Here is a 14,253-nt window from a genome sequence, read left to right as displayed (position 1 = left end):
TCGGAGGTCGAAGGTGCCAGACGCAGCGTACGCAAGCCGTCAGAGTCCTTTTTCGATCTTCGCAAAAGCGCGCTGCGCCACGTCTTCGGTCGCTGCCGTGTCAATCCGCCCCCGCGCCGTGTGAACGATGAAGCACAGGACGCCGCTGCGGCGCACCAGCACCATGTCAGCGTTGACGGTCGCGCCCATCAGCGTCGCTGTCGTGCGGAAAGCAAACGTCTCGTCGGCGAGCTTCGGAAACGACAGCGCCGTCATGTACATGTCGAACGGCATGCCGTCGTCGGTATTGCTGCTGAGTCGCTTACACGTCGTGACGACGTCCGAGAATTCAGCCACCAAGCTTTCGGCTGCCGACAGCGTCATCGGCAGGATCGCCTCACTGAGATCCGAATCGCTGGGCGAAGTAAAACCTGCGGAGATGTCATCCGCCGAGTCGGCCTTCTTGAACACCGCAGCTAACTTCGGACACTCTTGATAGTCGTCGGACGAGTCCTTCTTCGCCGCACCGGTGTCCGGCTTGGCGCTCCAGCCGGTCGGCAAGTCCATGACCGTCAGAAGCGCGGCTCTGGCCTGCTCGGCGGACAAAGTCCCGCCTTGGTTCTGATGCACAGGGCTGACTGGGTCCGGGCGCTCAACGGTGCCAGCGCGATCCCGGCCAGTGCTGCCGCAGCCGGCGACTGCGACGATCGACACTGCTGCGACCATGCGACGTAATGCGCGCATCGGTTCCCCTGTAGGCACTCTTTCCAACGCATTCGCGATCATCGTAGCGTCGCGGACAGACCGGTATGGACAAATGGGTTGCCCTGGGTCCGCATGAGGCGGGTCAGCACACGGCCGTGCGGACCTACGGTCAGTCAGCCGCCAGTTGCGCCATCACATGACGTGCGGTGGCGCTCATCATCAGCATCACGGCGCCTGCTGGCTTCCCCGAGTCGGTGACGGGAGTCGCGTGCATGAGGCCCCGTCGTAACCTCAGCGCTGCGGAACGGCGGAGGAGTTGCGGCCGTGCCCAGTGGCCGTCGAATGGGCGCGGCAGCACGGCCCGGGGACTTCGCTACGCGGGGTCTTTCATGGCACCTACGACGTACAGGATTAAGGCGACGGCGTCGTTGCTGGCCCCGGTCCGCGGATGTCGGAACAGGTGCTCTGCTGCGGTTGCGAGCCGGGGACGGAGGTCCTCGATGAGGCGCAGCCCTTCGGCAGTCGGGTACACCTGGATCCTGCGGCGGTCTTCGGCATAGCACCCACGGCGGATCAGGCCGCGATTTTCCAGATCGTTGGCGGAGATCGACACGGTCGCTTTGGAGATACAGGCGATCTCCGCGATGGTTCGTGTGTCGATTGGTCGCCGGCTCACCGCAAGTTGCAGGACGTCGTAGCTGCTCCAGGTCAGGCGTTCCTTTCGCAGGACGGCTCGTTCAAGGTGGCGCTTCATGAGGTTGCCTGCGCGACACAGGACGGCCATGCGGTGCAATGCGGCGGCCTCCCGCGTCTCCAAAGCATCTCTGGTGTCGTACTCAGGGGTCATGCAGACTCCGATCTGGACGAGCGTGTTCGGCCCGTTGCTTGCCAGCCGAGGCGACCGGAACGGCGGCTCATGGCTCTCCCACTGCGGTCGGCACATCGCATGGCCAACGGACACAGGCCGATCGGTCGAGCGTTTGGACGCGCTCGGGAGCCGACAAGAATCGTTGACTCGCGGCTCAGAAGTGTTCGCCGCCGCATCCCGGACGTCCTTCGAACAGCTACACCAACGCACGATGATCATGAAGGCTGTGCCGGGGCAGTACAGGTATTCCAACGGTGTGAATGGGTCAGGCTCAGTGACTGGCAATCCGTATAGCCTCACACTTCGTAGCCACCAGCACGCTGTCCGCCTCGCAGTGCCGGACGGCTCGGGTTGCCGCGGCAGACCGCCTCGGCGTCGATGGAGATCACGACTGACTCGGTCGTGCGGTGAGGTCTGCGCGATCGGGGTGATGTGTGACTTGATTAGTGACGGTCGAGTGCATCGCTCACCGGTGAAAGTGCCATGATCGCTTTATGGCTGATGGTTATTCCCCCACGCCGGGCACTTTCGTGTATCAATGGTCGCTGTGGCGCTTCGCGTTCGCGATGGCCGCTATGGGCGGCTTTGGGGCCATCACGGCTTGGATCCTCTTTTCCGTGCTGTCCATCGCGATCGATGGGACATGGAGCCTCCCACCAGCCTCTTTCGCGGGCGTGTATACGTGCGCTTTCGCAATTTTCTCCGTACTGTTTTCGCGTGGCCGGCCGCCGTGGTTGAGGTTCGACGACGAGGGGATCGAGCTGGCTGCCGCACGCCACGACGGGGTCCGGGTGGCGTATGCGACCGTAGCGAGAGCCCGTGTGCGCTGGTTGTGGCCTATCACGGTGCTCGAGATCGTCGTTAATGCGGCTGACGAATCGCAGGTGGCTTGGCTTAGCCGCGGGGGGCGCCAGCCGTTGCTCAAGCGTAAGGACGGTCAGCTGCGTTTTTCGATTCCAACTGCGGGGATGATCCCCGGGGCCGCAAGTATCCGGGCCGAAATTCATAGCCGTGGACTTGTCGAGTAGCGATTCGTTGCCACCTGATTGCGAGCGTCGGCATAGGCAGTTTCTTGTCATGGCCTTGTTACCTATTCCTCGTCATTGAAGGGCGCGGAGTTCCGGGCAGAGAGGGTGTTCAAGTGATATGGCCGACACCCTGGTGAACCATCGACCAGGACCATCACTGTAGGATCCTCTCACTGACAGAGTTCCCGCTGGTGAAGGCTTCGCCGCCCGTTGGTCAACGGCGCGAATCCATCATCTGATGAAACTCTTGTCAAAATCAGTAGACGCTGATGTGGACGTGGTTGGTGTGCCAGCCGTTGGAAGTGTTGCCGCCGTACTTGTTGTCGTAGGCGTGCCATCCGCGGCCGTCGTTGGTCCAGATGCGGCGGAACCAGATGACGTACATGATGCCGAGGCGGTTGGCGTTGGAGACCGCCCACGCGGCCATCCGGTCGCCGCGAGCCTTCTGCGCATCGGTTGCTTTCTCTCCGGGCGTCATCATGAAATCGCAGGCGCGGCCCTTGGGGTGCTCGCCGTGGTCGCTCGGCCGGTAGCAGCCGGGCCTCGGGAAGCCCGCTGCCGTGGCCTGCTGGACAAGATGGTGCAGGCGGGGAGTGACGCAGCCGTCACCGGTGGTCGGATCTGGTCGGATCGAGCACCTTTCGGTCGGCCAGGATCCGTCAGCGTTACGGCGAACAGGATCCGCAGCGCCGAGCGCCAGGTTCGAGCAGTCCGTGGCAGCGCTTGCGGACCGCCCGCCAGTTCCTGTGTCGTTGGCCGTCGTCGACGGGCAGGGATCCGCGCACTGAACGATGCTCGATGGCAGCGCCATCTTGCTACCGGCAGCGCTCCGTTGGACTAGCAAGGTGGCGTCGCTCTCGAAAGCTGCGTAGCGATCCGGGAAAGCGCTCCGCTGCACCCGTTGCGCGGCGACGGTCAGTGGCAGGTTGTCCCAGTTCTTAACCTTGACGAGAGCGTCATAGAATTTGCCGGCGGTGTATACCGGGTCGATGAGCTGAGCTGGCGTTCCCCAACCTTGGCTGGGCCGCTGCTGGAATAGCCCGACTGAGTCGTGGTCGGTGACTTTACTGCTGTTGACGAGCCGGGATTCGGTCATCGCTGTGGCGACCGCGATGACCCAGCCGCGCGCCGGGACCCGTTTCTGCTGGCCGACGGTCACGATGATGGTGGCGTTGTCGACCGCCGTGGAGCTCCAGTTTCCGACCGCGCCGACGTGGTTGCGGATGTTCACCTGTCCGGAGGCGGCCGTCGTCGCGCAGCCGACGTCTACGGTGTCGTCGCTGGCAGCCACGAGTAAGCCGGCCGTGCACAGCATCAGCGGCACGCTGGCGATGGCGGCGGCCCAGCCGGGCGCCTTCATGGTGACTCCGGCGCGGGGACGACGGTGGCTATCAGCCACCGGCCGTCGCGGTTGACGACCGTCACGCGGATCCCGCCAGCGTCGGTGAGAACATCGGCGACGACCATGTCGGTGGTTGACCTCACCACGCGCGGTGCGCCGGTGACCGTGGTGGCGGGAACGTTGGCCGGGTCGGTGTCGGCGAGCAGCTCCGCGTATTCCGGAGTGACCAGCGGCTGCAGCTGGGCGTACCAGGCGGCCCGGTCGAGGCTCGGGTGTGCCCACGCCTGCACGTAGCCGGTGGCGGCGTCGACCGCGGCCGGGGCGGGGGTAGCGCTGGGCGCGGCGCCGGGGTCGTCGCCGTGTTCCTGTTCAGCTTGATCGTCGATCGTCAGGGCTGTGCCTGCTGTCGCCGGCGGAGTCGGCTGCGGAGTTGAGGTACGCCCGCAGCTGGCAACGGAGACCAGGGCCAGGGTCAGGGCCAGCGTGATCGCCTGCGCGCAGATACGCTTCATCGCTGCTCCGCCAGCGGGCATAGGCCGCTCAGCTCGGCGTTGATGATGCCGGCCATGGTGCGCAGCTGGGTGTGCAAGGTGGTGAGCGCCGCGGTGCGCTGCTGCGCTGTGGTGGCCAGGTGCGCGTCGAGCATTGCGGCTTTGGCGGTCTCCGCCCGGGTGCTGACGGCCCGGAGCGCGACGTAGTAGCTGTCGTCGTCGCTGATGCGGCTGGCGGGCATCGTCTGGTCGGCGCTCGTGGTCGTGGTCATCAGGCGTCCATCTCCGGGTCGCCGGGGTCGGTCGGCTCGGGGTCGTAGTCGCCGTCGGGTTCGCCGTCGACCTCCTGCTCGAGGCGTTGCCGGCGTTGCTCCTCGTGCAGGTTTTGCTCGTCCGGGTCATCAGCAGGGTCGAGGTCAAGGTCGTAGTCAGGGTCGGGCACGAGTTCTTCCTCCAGGTCGGGCTCTGGCTCGGGCTCTTCTTCGCCGGTGATCCGGTCGTAGAGGTTGACGACGTCGGCGAGGACCAGCCGCACGTTGCCGATCAGGCGGTCCCAGTCGGCGTCCGAGGTGACCGGTGCGGGTTGGGTGCTCATGGCGCCTCCTCGCCCGCGGGTGTGGCGGATGCAGTTGTCGGCCGGGTGACCAGGTCGGCGTTGGCCGATTCGGTGGCGGCGTCCGTCCAGGCGTCGGGCCAGCGCAGGTCGAGGGTGTGACCGGTGTGTTGGCCGTTGCGGCAGCGGGTGAAGTCATCCCATCCGCGCAGCCGATCGCGGGCGCGGGCGAGCCGTTCGTGCCAGATCAGCGGTTCGTCACCGCGTGCCTGGTCGTCGTAGGCGGTGTGCCAGCCGGCCGCCAGCGCGGTCAGTTCTTCGACCAGTGGGCCGTGCCGGTGCCAGCAGGCCGGGATTTCTTCGGCGATCTCGTATCGGTCGACGAGCCAGCCGACCCAGTCGATCAGCCATGCCCACGCCTGCGCGGCGTTGTCGCGGTCCAGGTCGCGCCAGCGCACCGGCCACGGCATCCCCGCTGGTGCTTTCCGGGGCCCGCCTCCGGCTGCGGCACGAGTGGTGACGGCGGCGCGTAGTTCCAGGTGCTGCTGGTGCAGTACGTCGACTGCGTCGGTGAGTTGTTGCAGGCCGGCGCCGAGCTCGGCGATCGCGACCATGTCCGGTGAGGCGTCGGGCGGCAGGTCGAAGTCGAAGGTGCTCATCGGCTGCCCTCCGCGAGCATCCGGCGAAACGCGTCACGGCCTTGCTTGAGCTCGTCGGCATCCGGGCGTTCCCACCAAGCCGGGATCGTCAGTTCCATCGGCGGCAGGTTGCGGACCAGGGCGAAGGCCCGCCCTTCGGGCAGCGTTCGCAGGTCCGCTGGGTCGAGCAGATTCTCCCGGCGCGCGGACTCGTTGACGCTGGCGCGTCCGCTGCCCCAGGAGGCGCCGGAGCTGACGTCGATGACCTGCCCGGCCACGGCTTGCGCGTCCTTGAGTGCACCAGCGTCGGTGGAGCCACCCATCAGCAGCCACGCGTTGGCGCTGTCAGCGATGGCCTGCCCGCCCTTGTCACCCCAGCGCTCGCGCAGCTGGTGACGATTCTGGGTGAGGATGTCAACGACGATGCCGGAGCCGCCGCCTTCGGTCATCAAGCTCGGCAAGCTGGGGATCGGAGCGATGTTGGCGATCTCGTCGCCGACGAAATACAGCGCTGGTTCGATCCGGCCGCCGGGAGCGTGCAGGGCCAGCCGGCGTGCCTGGTACAGGATGTCCTCGGTGACCGCGGCCATCAGCGGGGCGATCAGTGCCTGGGCGTCGCGGGTGCCGACCAGGTAAAGCGTGCCGGATTCGTGCAGCCATTCGACCGGCTTGAACTGCGTGCCGCGTGGTGGTGAGCAGGCCAACAGCACGCGCGGGTCGTTGAAGCAGTCGAGTGCTCCGGCGACGACCGATTGGACGGTGTCGCGGGCCCGGCCGGTGGTTTCGCGGTGCCGGGTGAGCCGGTCAGCCCAGGAGTGCACGCCGTGGTGGCGCAGGATCCGCTCGGGCCGGGCGTTGTTCGGGTTCTGTGACCAGGCCAGAACGTCAATCATGGTGGCGTGTTCGTCGAGCGCGGCCGCGTGCAGCAGACCGCGCAGGATAGTGGCGGCTTGGTCGCGGAACCAGCGGCCGTTCTCCACCGATTCGGCGCCGATGCCGGAGCCGTCGGCGAAGCCTTGGGCGCGCAGCATGGCCACGATCTGATCGTCGGCGCCCTCGATCGGTGACCAGCGCAGCCGCGGAACGCCCGGGATTTCGCCTTGCGGCTCGAAGATGTGGGTGGGACCGATGGCCGAGCGCTGCTGGTAGGTGATCTCGGCGACGTCAAGGCGGGTGGAGGTGGTCAGGACCGCGCCGCGCGCGTCGATCACCGTGGGAATGACCAGCCGGGTCGTCTTACCGCCAACCCGCGGCACGGCCGCCGCCAGCCGGGTGTACTCGTTGGCCAGATACAACGGCCGGCCGGACACCGCGTCGTAGCCCAGGATCCGGGCCACTTCGAGCGGGTCGGCGCGCCGTTTCTGCTTAGCGGCTCGGGTGGCGGCGTCGTCGGCTTCGGTGACGGTCAGCCCCGGCCGGACAACGTCGATCCGGGCGCGGACCGCGTCGGCGGACAAGCTCTCATCGAGGTCCTTCTTGCGGACGAAGCCGGCGCGGCGCACCCGCGGACCGGCGATGCGGGCCAGGCCGAAGATCCAGCCCGCCAGCATGCCTAGCAGGAGGATCAGCCACAGCAGGTAGAGCAGCCAGGCCGGTGCGACATCGCTGCGAGCCGGCCGCGGCCATGCCTGCGCGGGATCGTCGAGGTGCGCCATGATCCGCAACGCGATGCCGGGCGCATCGGGCAGGCCGGAGTCCGGCCAGGCCAGGTGAGCGAGCACTCCGCCGAGCTGGCCGGCCAACCACAGCGACAGGATGGCGGTGGCGGTGACGATCACCATGACGACCAGCAGGGCGATCCGGACCTGGATGTCGGCGCGCATGTGGCCTTGCTGCGGCGGCCGGTGCCCGGGCGCGGACAGCGGTGAACGGCTGCTCATCGGCTTCCCCCGTCGCCGGCGGCGACCGCTTCCAGGCGATCGTCGTACTCCTGCTGGGTGAGCTTGTCGGCCGGCTCGGTGGCCTCCATCCGGCTGTCGGTATGCACCATCGCCGTCTCCGCCGTCGACAACTGATGCTTGACCACGTAGGAGCGCGTGCCGATCTTCCACAAGCCAACGCCTTGCCGCAGGTACCGCAGCAGATCCGTTTCGACGTCGGACGTGCCCAAGAATTCGCGAGCCTGCTCCAGGCTGCCGGTGGCCTGCCGGTAGGAGACCCGCACCCCGCAGTCCTCGATCAGGCCGCGGGCGATGCGGACCTGCTCAGAGTCCGCGCCACCAGAAGCGGCCAGATCGCTGAACCGGTGGAAGGCCAGGACGTTGGCGATCCCGAACGCACGAGCCAACTTCAACTGCTCACGCATCCGCCGGATCAACGGCAAATGGCGGGCGACCAGCGCGAATTCGTCGTAGATGCAGACCCGCGGTGGTGCGTCCGGCGCCGACAGTTCGGTCTCCAGCCAGCTCTGGGCGCAGGTCATCGCCATCGCGGTCATCGCGTCCGAGGCGCGGATCGTCCGCAAATCCAGGATCGCCCCGGGCTGCGCGAAGTCCAGCCGGGCCGATGACTCGGCCGGCCCGTCGAAGACCCCGCCGAGCGCCCCGCCGATGAGCCGTTCCAGAGCGAGCCGGACCCGCCGGGAGTCCGCCACGAACGTGTCGACGGGATAGTGCAGGTGGTCAAGGCGGTGCTGCCACAGGCTGGGGTTGCCCGCTGCGGCGAGCACCGTGCTCAGCGTCGGGGTCGCCAGCCGGCCCGCAGTCGCATCGCCCTCCCGGGTGACCGCGTCCACGGCGTACTCGATGAGACTGCGCTCGGCTTCCTGCAGCGGCCCGCCGAGCTGGATCTCGAGGAGCCCTTCCAGCAGCAGCAGCCGCCGGGAGCGCTGCAGCTGTAGCCACTGCTGCTCGGTCTGCTCGGGATGCCGCCGAATCCCGGCGAGCGGGTTCATCACCACACCAAGTCCCGGACCGAGCCGCACCGGTGGGATGCCGGCCAGCGCGGCGAGCTTCTCGTACTCGCCCTTCACGTCGCAGATGTAGAACCGGGCGCCGAACGGCACACCGCGGAACGCGAGGCACTTGAGCAGCGAACTTTTCGCCGTGCCGATCTCTCCGGTCACCACCATGTTGGGTGCGGTCACCGCTTTGGCCCGGTACAGCTCGTGCAGGGAGTACGTGAACGCGCTGCGGCTGTAGACCTCCATGCCGATCAGCGGGCCGTCGATCGGCAGACCCGGATCGGTGACGAACGGATACACCGAGCAGAGTTGGGCGCTGGTGGTCACCAGTGGCGGCAGCCGCAGGCGCCAGAACACCCGACCGGCGGCACGGCCTGGCTGGCCGCGCCAGCCGGCCGGGGCGGGGCCGAGGAATCGCTCGATGTCCTGGTCGAGGGCACTCTGGGCACGCCGCCAGGCCGCTTCGGCCCGTTTCAGATCATGGATCTCGGCGGCCTGCTGGATGCAGTCCGCGAGTGAGCCCTCGCGGCGCAGTTTGCGGGGGCTCATGCCGCCCACCCCCGCATCGGCTTCAGCCCACGCGCCAGCGGCAGTGCGCCCGCTAGGAAAGCCTGGTCCTGCTCACCGGCAAGAGAGACAGCTTCGCAGCCGGAACGCGACAGGATCCGCTTGACCGACCGGACGTCACGGTCGAGGTCGGCTTCGCTGGTGGCGGTGACGGTGACCAGCAGCGCGTACCGGTAGCGGACGTGGCCGCGGGCCTGCTCGGCGTCGATCTGCTCGACCGCCCGGGCCTCTTCCCGCTCGGCTGCGGTCTGGACCAGGCGTAGCTTGCGTTTGGTGACCTCGTCGCCGGCACGGGCTACCTTGTCGCGTCGAGTTGCCAGCGCGGCCAGTTGCGGGGGTACCGGCTGCGCGACGAGGGTGACCGTGCGCCGGCACGTGGTGCGCATGTACAGCGGTGTCAGCCAGGTCGGCGGGACCTGCTGGCGGGGCATCTGCGCCACCCACAGCGTGCGGGAGTAGGCGGAGTCGTGCTGGTAGGTGTGCCAGCCCAGCGTGCGTGCCGCCACTGGACCGGCCAGGCGGGGCGCCGCCCCGGCCGGGGTGCGGCCGCCGCCGGACGGGATGCTGCCGCGCAGGTCGACGACTTCCTGGTCGTCGGGGTCGAACTGGGTACGTAGGACGGCGGCGTAGGCGCGCGGCGACAGCCAGCCGCCGGTGGTGACACCGGCCTCGTTGATGGCCGCTTCGATCCCGGACAGCCGGTCCAGGATGACCGTGGCGATCGCGGTGTCGGTGCCACCGGCGTCGGCGATCTCCCCGGACAGCTTGGCGATGTCGAAGACGACCGACAGGTAGATCTCGTGGCGTTGCGCCGCCGGCGCCGCCGCCGCGGTCAGTTCGGCGAGAGACTGGTACGCGGTGCTGGTGGTTTCCACAGCCCTGTGGATGAGGAACCGCTGTGCCCGGTTGCCGCTGTCCGGGACGGCCCGGGCCGTGACCGACCAGCGCACCAGACCGGCGTCGGCGTACTCGGAGCCGAGGATGTTGAGGACCTGCGCCCAGTCGGTCAGCCGCTGTGTCTGCACGTCCCGGTCGGCCAGGATCAGGTTGGTGCCGTAACAGAGCAGCGCCGCGGTGACGGTCTTCTCTTTGCGGTGATGCAGCAGTCCGATCTCGGTGGTGCCGTCCGCGGCGACCGCGGACAGCCACCGGTAGGCGGCTGCCGGGCCGGGCAGGTCCAGATGCTGCCCGGCCGCGTTCGGCCCGTACGGTCCGCCGCGGTACTGATGCTGGCGGGCCCGGCGCTGCAGCAACGCTGCGATCACCACCGGCGTCCACTCGGTGATCCGCCGCCCTTTGACGCGCAGCAGCCCGAAGATGAACAGGACCGCGGCCAGCACGAACATGCCGGCCGACGCGGCCTTGTTGATGGCGAGCAGGTTGAGGCCGACGACCGCCGCGATCAGTCCGGCGACCACCATGCCGATCTGTGACCAGGCGAACCCGAGCACGGCGCCGCGGCTGGAACGAGGCGGGAATTCGAACTTCGTCATGGAAAGTCTCCCCAGGTCAGAGCGGCACGATCGGGACGTCGGCGACTGCGGACGCGCCCTGTGCTCCACCGGTGGCTGCCTCGCTGCCGGACTGGCCGGAGACGGAGGCGTGGTCATCGCTGTGCTCGCGGTCGGTGGCGTTCTCGCCCGCGGCGGACCTGGATGCCGGCATCCCGGCGCCCTTCGCGTCTGGCGCCGCGGCGGCGGGATCGCCGTTGGCGGCGACCCCGGAGTCGGGACTTCCCGGGCCGCCGCCGGTATCTGTTTGTGGTTCGCCGAGAACCGCGGCGGTAGCCGGATCGCCGGTGTCGCCGGCAGGGCTGTCGTCACCGTGGGCGAGGCCGGCCGGGTCGGTTCCGGCTGCCGCCTGGGGCGTGAGCGGCAAGGTCCCGCCGTCGCCGCTGCTGTCGCCGGGTGCGGTCAATTCCCCGGTGCTCATGGCTTGCTCGCCGCTGCTGTGGGCGGCGCGGATTCCGTCGGCTTCCTGCGCGTTCGGGCCCTGCTCGCTGTCGGTGTCCTCGGTCCCAGTGTCCTCGCCCTGGGTGCCGGATGCTTCAGGCAGCGGCTCGCCGACGTCCTCGCCGTCCTGGCCGCGGCTGGCGGCTTCGGCCACGTCCTGGCCGGGACCGTTGCCGATGCCAGTCGCCTGCCCGATCGGGCCGGCGGGGTTGGTGGGTGTCGTGGCGGTGTTGGCGTCCATCATTGCGACGGCGTCATCCGCTGCTTCGCCACCGCCCTGCCAGCCGCTCCGCAGACCGTCGGCGATGTTCGAGCCGATCATCAGTGGTCCGCCGAGGGCGGACAGCATGCCGTGGGCGTTGATGTCCGACAGGTAGCCGTCCCAGATCGAGGTGGTTCTCAGCAGGATGAACGGGGCGGCGACCATCAGCCAGATCATCAGCATCGATTGCAGGACGGTGGTCAGGTCGTCGCTGCCGTAGGTGGCGCGGCCTCCGTAGATCCAGAACTCGACGATCCAGACCTTGCTGGACGCGAGCGCGTTGGTCGTCCAGAACCATTTGCGGGGCCAGTGCTGAGTTTCGTCGTAGGCGAACCCGGCCATCGCCACCGCGCCGAACAGTGCCGCGCCGGTCGCGAGGAGTCCACGGAACATCATGATGAAAAGCAGCAGGACCAGGCCGAAGATCCCGAGCAGTCCGAACAGTCCGGCGAGCAGCAGCGTTGCTGCGCTGCCGGAGAGGTTGGTCATGGCGGTGACCATGTGGGAGGCGTCCATCGGCTTGCTGGCGTTCGCGTTCAGCACCGCGACGGCTGCCTGGTCCCAGGCGTACACGATCATGTAGGCGATGCCGCCGGCGAAGGTCACGCCGAGAATGGCTTTCACCAGTCCGCCGATGGTTGCTAGGGGTGTCCGGCCGCCCCGGAATCGCAGGCCGTTGATAATCGTCGAGACGATGAAGAATAAGAAGATCAATATGACCACGACGCCGGCGACGGAGTTGTAGACGCTGTAGAACGCCGTGCTGGGGCTGGCGATCGACGTCTCGGTGAAGACCAGCCCGGCCAGCTTGCTGAGCAGGAACACCTCGCCCTGCACGATGGCGTCGACGAGCCCTTGGATGCCGGAGCGGATGCCGCTGGCGACGGCGTCCTTCGTGCCCTCCTTGATCTGGCACGTGTAGTTGACCTTGCCGCATGCCTCTTTCTGCGGGTTCGGTTCGAACGCGGCCGCGGTCCAGACGCCGACCTGCTGGGCGCAGCGGGTGTGTTTGTCGCGCCAGAGGATGAAGCGGGTGGGGTTCTTCTCGTTTGTCTGCTGCTCGCCGAACAACCCGCACTTGACTAGGGCTGTCAGGCCGTCCTTGCTGCTCGGGCCGTCCATCAGCACCGACGGGGTGCCGTCCGGCGGCGGCGCGTCCAGGGTCACCGACGCCGCATCGCACGCTTGACGATCGTCATCAGTCGTGGCTTTGCTGCACTGGGTGACCCAGTGCGAACTGCCACCAGCCGGCGGGGTGTCGACATGGACAGCCCAGGGCATGCACCAGGCAACCGAGCCGGCTGCTTTCTGCGCGCAGGTGGCGTCCACCGCAGGTGCCCGCGGCGCCGCGTAACCAACTCCGGCACAGGCCAGTAGGACGGCGACGATGCCGAGCAGAGCAAGCAGGCCGCGCGCCAGGTAGGACCACCTCGGCCGGCCCTCGGCAGCAGGTCGACGACGGTTCATCACGGCGGCCGTCACTTACTCAGCAGCCAGGCGACGATGCTGGTCGCTGACCCGACGATGACGGCGACCAAGCCGGCCTTCCACATCATGCTTTTGCCGCGGTCGCTGATGATGTGAGCGCCGAAAATGGGACCGACACCGAAGGCGATCGCACCGGCTACCAGGCCGCTGAGCGCCGCGATGACGCCTATGAAGAGCAGAGCATTGGCCATTTCGTAGAACAGCCCGGCCTTCGGCCCAACAGCACCCGGATCGGGGTGAATTTGGTTCCAGTCGAAGTCGAACGGCGTGCCCGTCGACTTTGGCGTCGGTGTCGGGTCGGCTGGCGCCTGCAGCACCGCCGTGTGCAACCGGGCCGCCACGTCATAGCCGATGGTCGTCAAGGTCATGAGGCACGCTCCTGGTGGGAGAGAGCCGACGCCGGCCGCTGCACCGCGCACCGCGACAGCACCGCGTCCGCGACGTGCACCAGCGCGGTACGAGTGCGCCGGCGCAGCAGCCGCGGATCGATCGGCTCGGGTTGGGCAAGGCTCGGGTCGTACGGCACCTCGAGCACCGCCCCCGCGATGTCGTCGGCCTGCCGGACCAACGCACGGACCTGCCGGGGAACCGACGGCGACGTGGCCATCACGACCAGCACGCAGGCCTGCGCCGGCTGTGCATGTCCGGCAGCCGTCAGCTGTGTCAGCAGACGCATGGCGTGCCGCAGGCCGTCTGTGGTCGCCCGGGCAACCAGCACGGGGACGGTGGCCGCAACCACGGTGCGCCACACCGCACTGCTCACGGCCGGGGAGAGATCACAGACAGTCAGCGGGAACAGCCATCGCAGCCGGTCCGCCAGCGCCGCCGCTTCGTCATGGCGAGGCGGCCGGCGTTCCCGGCCCTCGGTCTCGCCGACCAGCGCGAGCAGCCCCGACGGGCCGCGTTGCGCGAAGTGTTCGACGTCGCTGCGGCTGGTCAAGGACTTCAGATTGTCGACGGTGTCCCAGACCGTCGCCCGGTTCTGCCGCCCGACCCGCGCTCCGAGCCCACCCCACGGGGCCGAGACCATGTCCACGGCGAGAACCGGCTCGGGCACGGCGAGCGCCAGTAGACCGCCGAGAGCCGCGACAAGGGTGGACCGGCCAACTCCGCCGTCAGCAGACGAGACTGCTACCAGCGCGCCGGGCCGCAGGGCGGCAGCATTGATCCAGGCCCGCTCGGCCACGTCGGCCGGCCCGAACTGGTTCGGCACGGGCCGGGGCTCGTGTATTACGGCGCGGCCGAGAGGCGGCACCGGTGCCGCCTCGGCAGGCGGCAGGAGCAGAGGTGCGGTGGACGACGCGGCGACAGCCTGCCCTCCGGCAAGATTGGGGTCCAGCGGCTCGGTCGAAGCTGCCACCGCGCGGCGCCGATCACGAGTGATGAAAGACGGTGGATCGGGCAGAGTCATGCGTCCCCCGGAGCTGGTCGATGACCGCGGTAGCAGGCCGGCGGCGATCGAACAGGGACGAAAGCCG

At 68.2% G+C, this 14,253-nt stretch carries 14 protein-coding genes; 1 reads left to right on the top strand and 13 read right to left on the bottom strand.

Features of this window, described 5'->3' with window-relative positions; all coding sequences use genetic code 11:
* Positions 1-39: 39 nt before the first annotated feature.
* Positions 40-693, bottom strand: a complete 654-nt coding sequence (locus Actob_RS18365; RefSeq protein ID WP_284921458.1) for a hypothetical protein — start codon at positions 691-693, stop codon at positions 40-42.
* A gap of 364 nt (positions 694-1,057) precedes the next feature.
* On the bottom strand, positions 1,058-1,531 hold the full coding sequence (locus Actob_RS18360; protein WP_284921457.1) for a MarR family winged helix-turn-helix transcriptional regulator: 474 nt from the start codon (positions 1,529-1,531) through the stop codon (positions 1,058-1,060).
* A 515-nt stretch (positions 1,532-2,046) separates the two neighbouring features.
* Between Actob_RS18360 and Actob_RS18355 the strand changes: the two genes are divergently transcribed.
* Positions 2,047-2,580, top strand: coding sequence for a hypothetical protein (locus Actob_RS18355; protein ID WP_284921456.1), 534 nt, complete (start codon positions 2,047-2,049; stop codon positions 2,578-2,580).
* 256 nt (positions 2,581-2,836) lie between these two features.
* Here the strand turns inward: Actob_RS18355 and Actob_RS18350 are convergent, their stop codons facing one another.
* From Actob_RS18350 to Actob_RS18300, 11 genes are read right to left on the bottom strand one after another with little or no spacing between them, the layout of a single operon-like run.
* Positions 2,837-3,940, bottom strand: coding sequence for a hypothetical protein (locus tag Actob_RS18350; RefSeq protein ID WP_284921455.1), 1,104 nt, complete (start codon positions 3,938-3,940; stop codon positions 2,837-2,839).
* Positions 3,937-4,434, bottom strand: coding sequence for a hypothetical protein (locus Actob_RS18345; protein WP_284921454.1), 498 nt, complete (start codon positions 4,432-4,434; stop codon positions 3,937-3,939). The genes Actob_RS18350 and Actob_RS18345 overlap by 4 nt, the downstream gene beginning before the upstream one ends.
* A complete protein-coding gene (locus Actob_RS18340; protein ID WP_284921453.1) occupies positions 4,431-4,685 on the bottom strand; it encodes a hypothetical protein in 255 nt (84 codons plus the stop codon). The genes Actob_RS18345 and Actob_RS18340 overlap by 4 nt, the downstream gene beginning before the upstream one ends.
* The gene (locus Actob_RS18335; protein WP_284921452.1) at positions 4,685-5,008 is read right to left on the bottom strand and encodes a hypothetical protein; all 324 of its coding nucleotides are present in this window, start codon (positions 5,006-5,008) and stop codon (positions 4,685-4,687) included. The genes Actob_RS18340 and Actob_RS18335 overlap by 1 nt, the downstream gene beginning before the upstream one ends.
* The gene (locus Actob_RS18330; RefSeq protein WP_284921451.1) at positions 5,005-5,625 is read right to left on the bottom strand and encodes a hypothetical protein; all 621 of its coding nucleotides are present in this window, start codon (positions 5,623-5,625) and stop codon (positions 5,005-5,007) included. The genes Actob_RS18335 and Actob_RS18330 overlap by 4 nt, the downstream gene beginning before the upstream one ends.
* Positions 5,622-7,427: a type IV secretory system conjugative DNA transfer family protein gene (locus Actob_RS18325; RefSeq protein ID WP_284921450.1), complete on the bottom strand. Its 1,806-nt coding sequence runs from the start codon at positions 7,425-7,427 to the stop codon at positions 5,622-5,624. Before Actob_RS18325 ends, Actob_RS18330 begins: the two co-directional genes overlap by 4 nt.
* Positions 7,428-7,480: 53 nt before the next feature.
* Positions 7,481-9,055, bottom strand: a complete 1,575-nt coding sequence (locus Actob_RS18320) for a P-loop NTPase family protein (RefSeq protein ID WP_284921449.1) — start codon at positions 9,053-9,055, stop codon at positions 7,481-7,483.
* Positions 9,052-10,566: an SCO6880 family protein gene (locus Actob_RS18315; RefSeq protein WP_284921448.1), complete on the bottom strand. Its 1,515-nt coding sequence runs from the start codon at positions 10,564-10,566 to the stop codon at positions 9,052-9,054. The genes Actob_RS18320 and Actob_RS18315 overlap by 4 nt, the downstream gene beginning before the upstream one ends.
* Positions 10,567-10,582: 16 nt before the next feature.
* A complete protein-coding gene (locus Actob_RS18310) occupies positions 10,583-12,769 on the bottom strand; it encodes an ICP22 family protein (protein WP_284921447.1) in 2,187 nt (728 codons plus the stop codon).
* The gene (locus Actob_RS18305) at positions 12,766-13,143 is read right to left on the bottom strand and encodes a hypothetical protein (protein ID WP_284921446.1); all 378 of its coding nucleotides are present in this window, start codon (positions 13,141-13,143) and stop codon (positions 12,766-12,768) included. Before Actob_RS18305 ends, Actob_RS18310 begins: the two co-directional genes overlap by 4 nt.
* Positions 13,140-14,186, bottom strand: coding sequence for a MinD/ParA family ATP-binding protein (locus Actob_RS18300; protein ID WP_284921444.1), 1,047 nt, complete (start codon positions 14,184-14,186; stop codon positions 13,140-13,142). Before Actob_RS18300 ends, Actob_RS18305 begins: the two co-directional genes overlap by 4 nt.
* Positions 14,187-14,253 lie beyond the last annotated feature (67 nt).

It is taken from the genome of Actinoplanes oblitus, from assembly GCF_030252345.1.
Classification (GTDB): Bacteria; Actinomycetota; Actinomycetes; order Mycobacteriales; family Micromonosporaceae; genus Actinoplanes; species Actinoplanes oblitus.
The sequence above is the reverse complement of the archived record's forward strand: the minus strand, read 5'-3'. Positions and strand labels throughout refer to the sequence as shown.

What these genes read in the sequence shown, in the direction of transcription:
- Actob_RS18360 (WP_284921457.1), bottom strand. Translation starts at nt 1,531, where the DNA reads ATGACCCCTGAGTACGACACCAGAGATGCTTTGGAGACGCGGGAGGCC.
- Actob_RS18355 (WP_284921456.1), top strand. Translation starts at nt 2,047, where the DNA reads ATGGCTGATGGTTATTCCCCCACGCCGGGCACTTTCGTGTATCAATGG.
- Actob_RS18350 (WP_284921455.1), bottom strand. Translation starts at nt 3,940, where the DNA reads ATGAAGGCGCCCGGCTGGGCCGCCGCCATCGCCAGCGTGCCGCTGATG.
- Actob_RS18345 (WP_284921454.1), bottom strand. Translation starts at nt 4,434, where the DNA reads ATGAAGCGTATCTGCGCGCAGGCGATCACGCTGGCCCTGACCCTGGCC.
- Actob_RS18340 (WP_284921453.1), bottom strand. Translation starts at nt 4,685, where the DNA reads ATGACCACGACCACGAGCGCCGACCAGACGATGCCCGCCAGCCGCATC.
- Actob_RS18335 (WP_284921452.1), bottom strand. Translation starts at nt 5,008, where the DNA reads ATGAGCACCCAACCCGCACCGGTCACCTCGGACGCCGACTGGGACCGC.
- Actob_RS18330 (WP_284921451.1), bottom strand. Translation starts at nt 5,625, where the DNA reads ATGAGCACCTTCGACTTCGACCTGCCGCCCGACGCCTCACCGGACATG.
- Actob_RS18325 (WP_284921450.1), bottom strand. Translation starts at nt 7,427, where the DNA reads ATGCGCGCCGACATCCAGGTCCGGATCGCCCTGCTGGTCGTCATGGTG.
- Actob_RS18320 (WP_284921449.1), bottom strand. Translation starts at nt 9,055, where the DNA reads ATGAGCCCCCGCAAACTGCGCCGCGAGGGCTCACTCGCGGACTGCATC.
- Actob_RS18315 (WP_284921448.1), bottom strand. Translation starts at nt 10,566, where the DNA reads ATGACGAAGTTCGAATTCCCGCCTCGTTCCAGCCGCGGCGCCGTGCTC.
- Actob_RS18305 (WP_284921446.1), bottom strand. Translation starts at nt 13,143, where the DNA reads ATGACCTTGACGACCATCGGCTATGACGTGGCGGCCCGGTTGCACACG.
- Actob_RS18300 (WP_284921444.1), bottom strand. Translation starts at nt 14,186, where the DNA reads ATGACTCTGCCCGATCCACCGTCTTTCATCACTCGTGATCGGCGCCGC.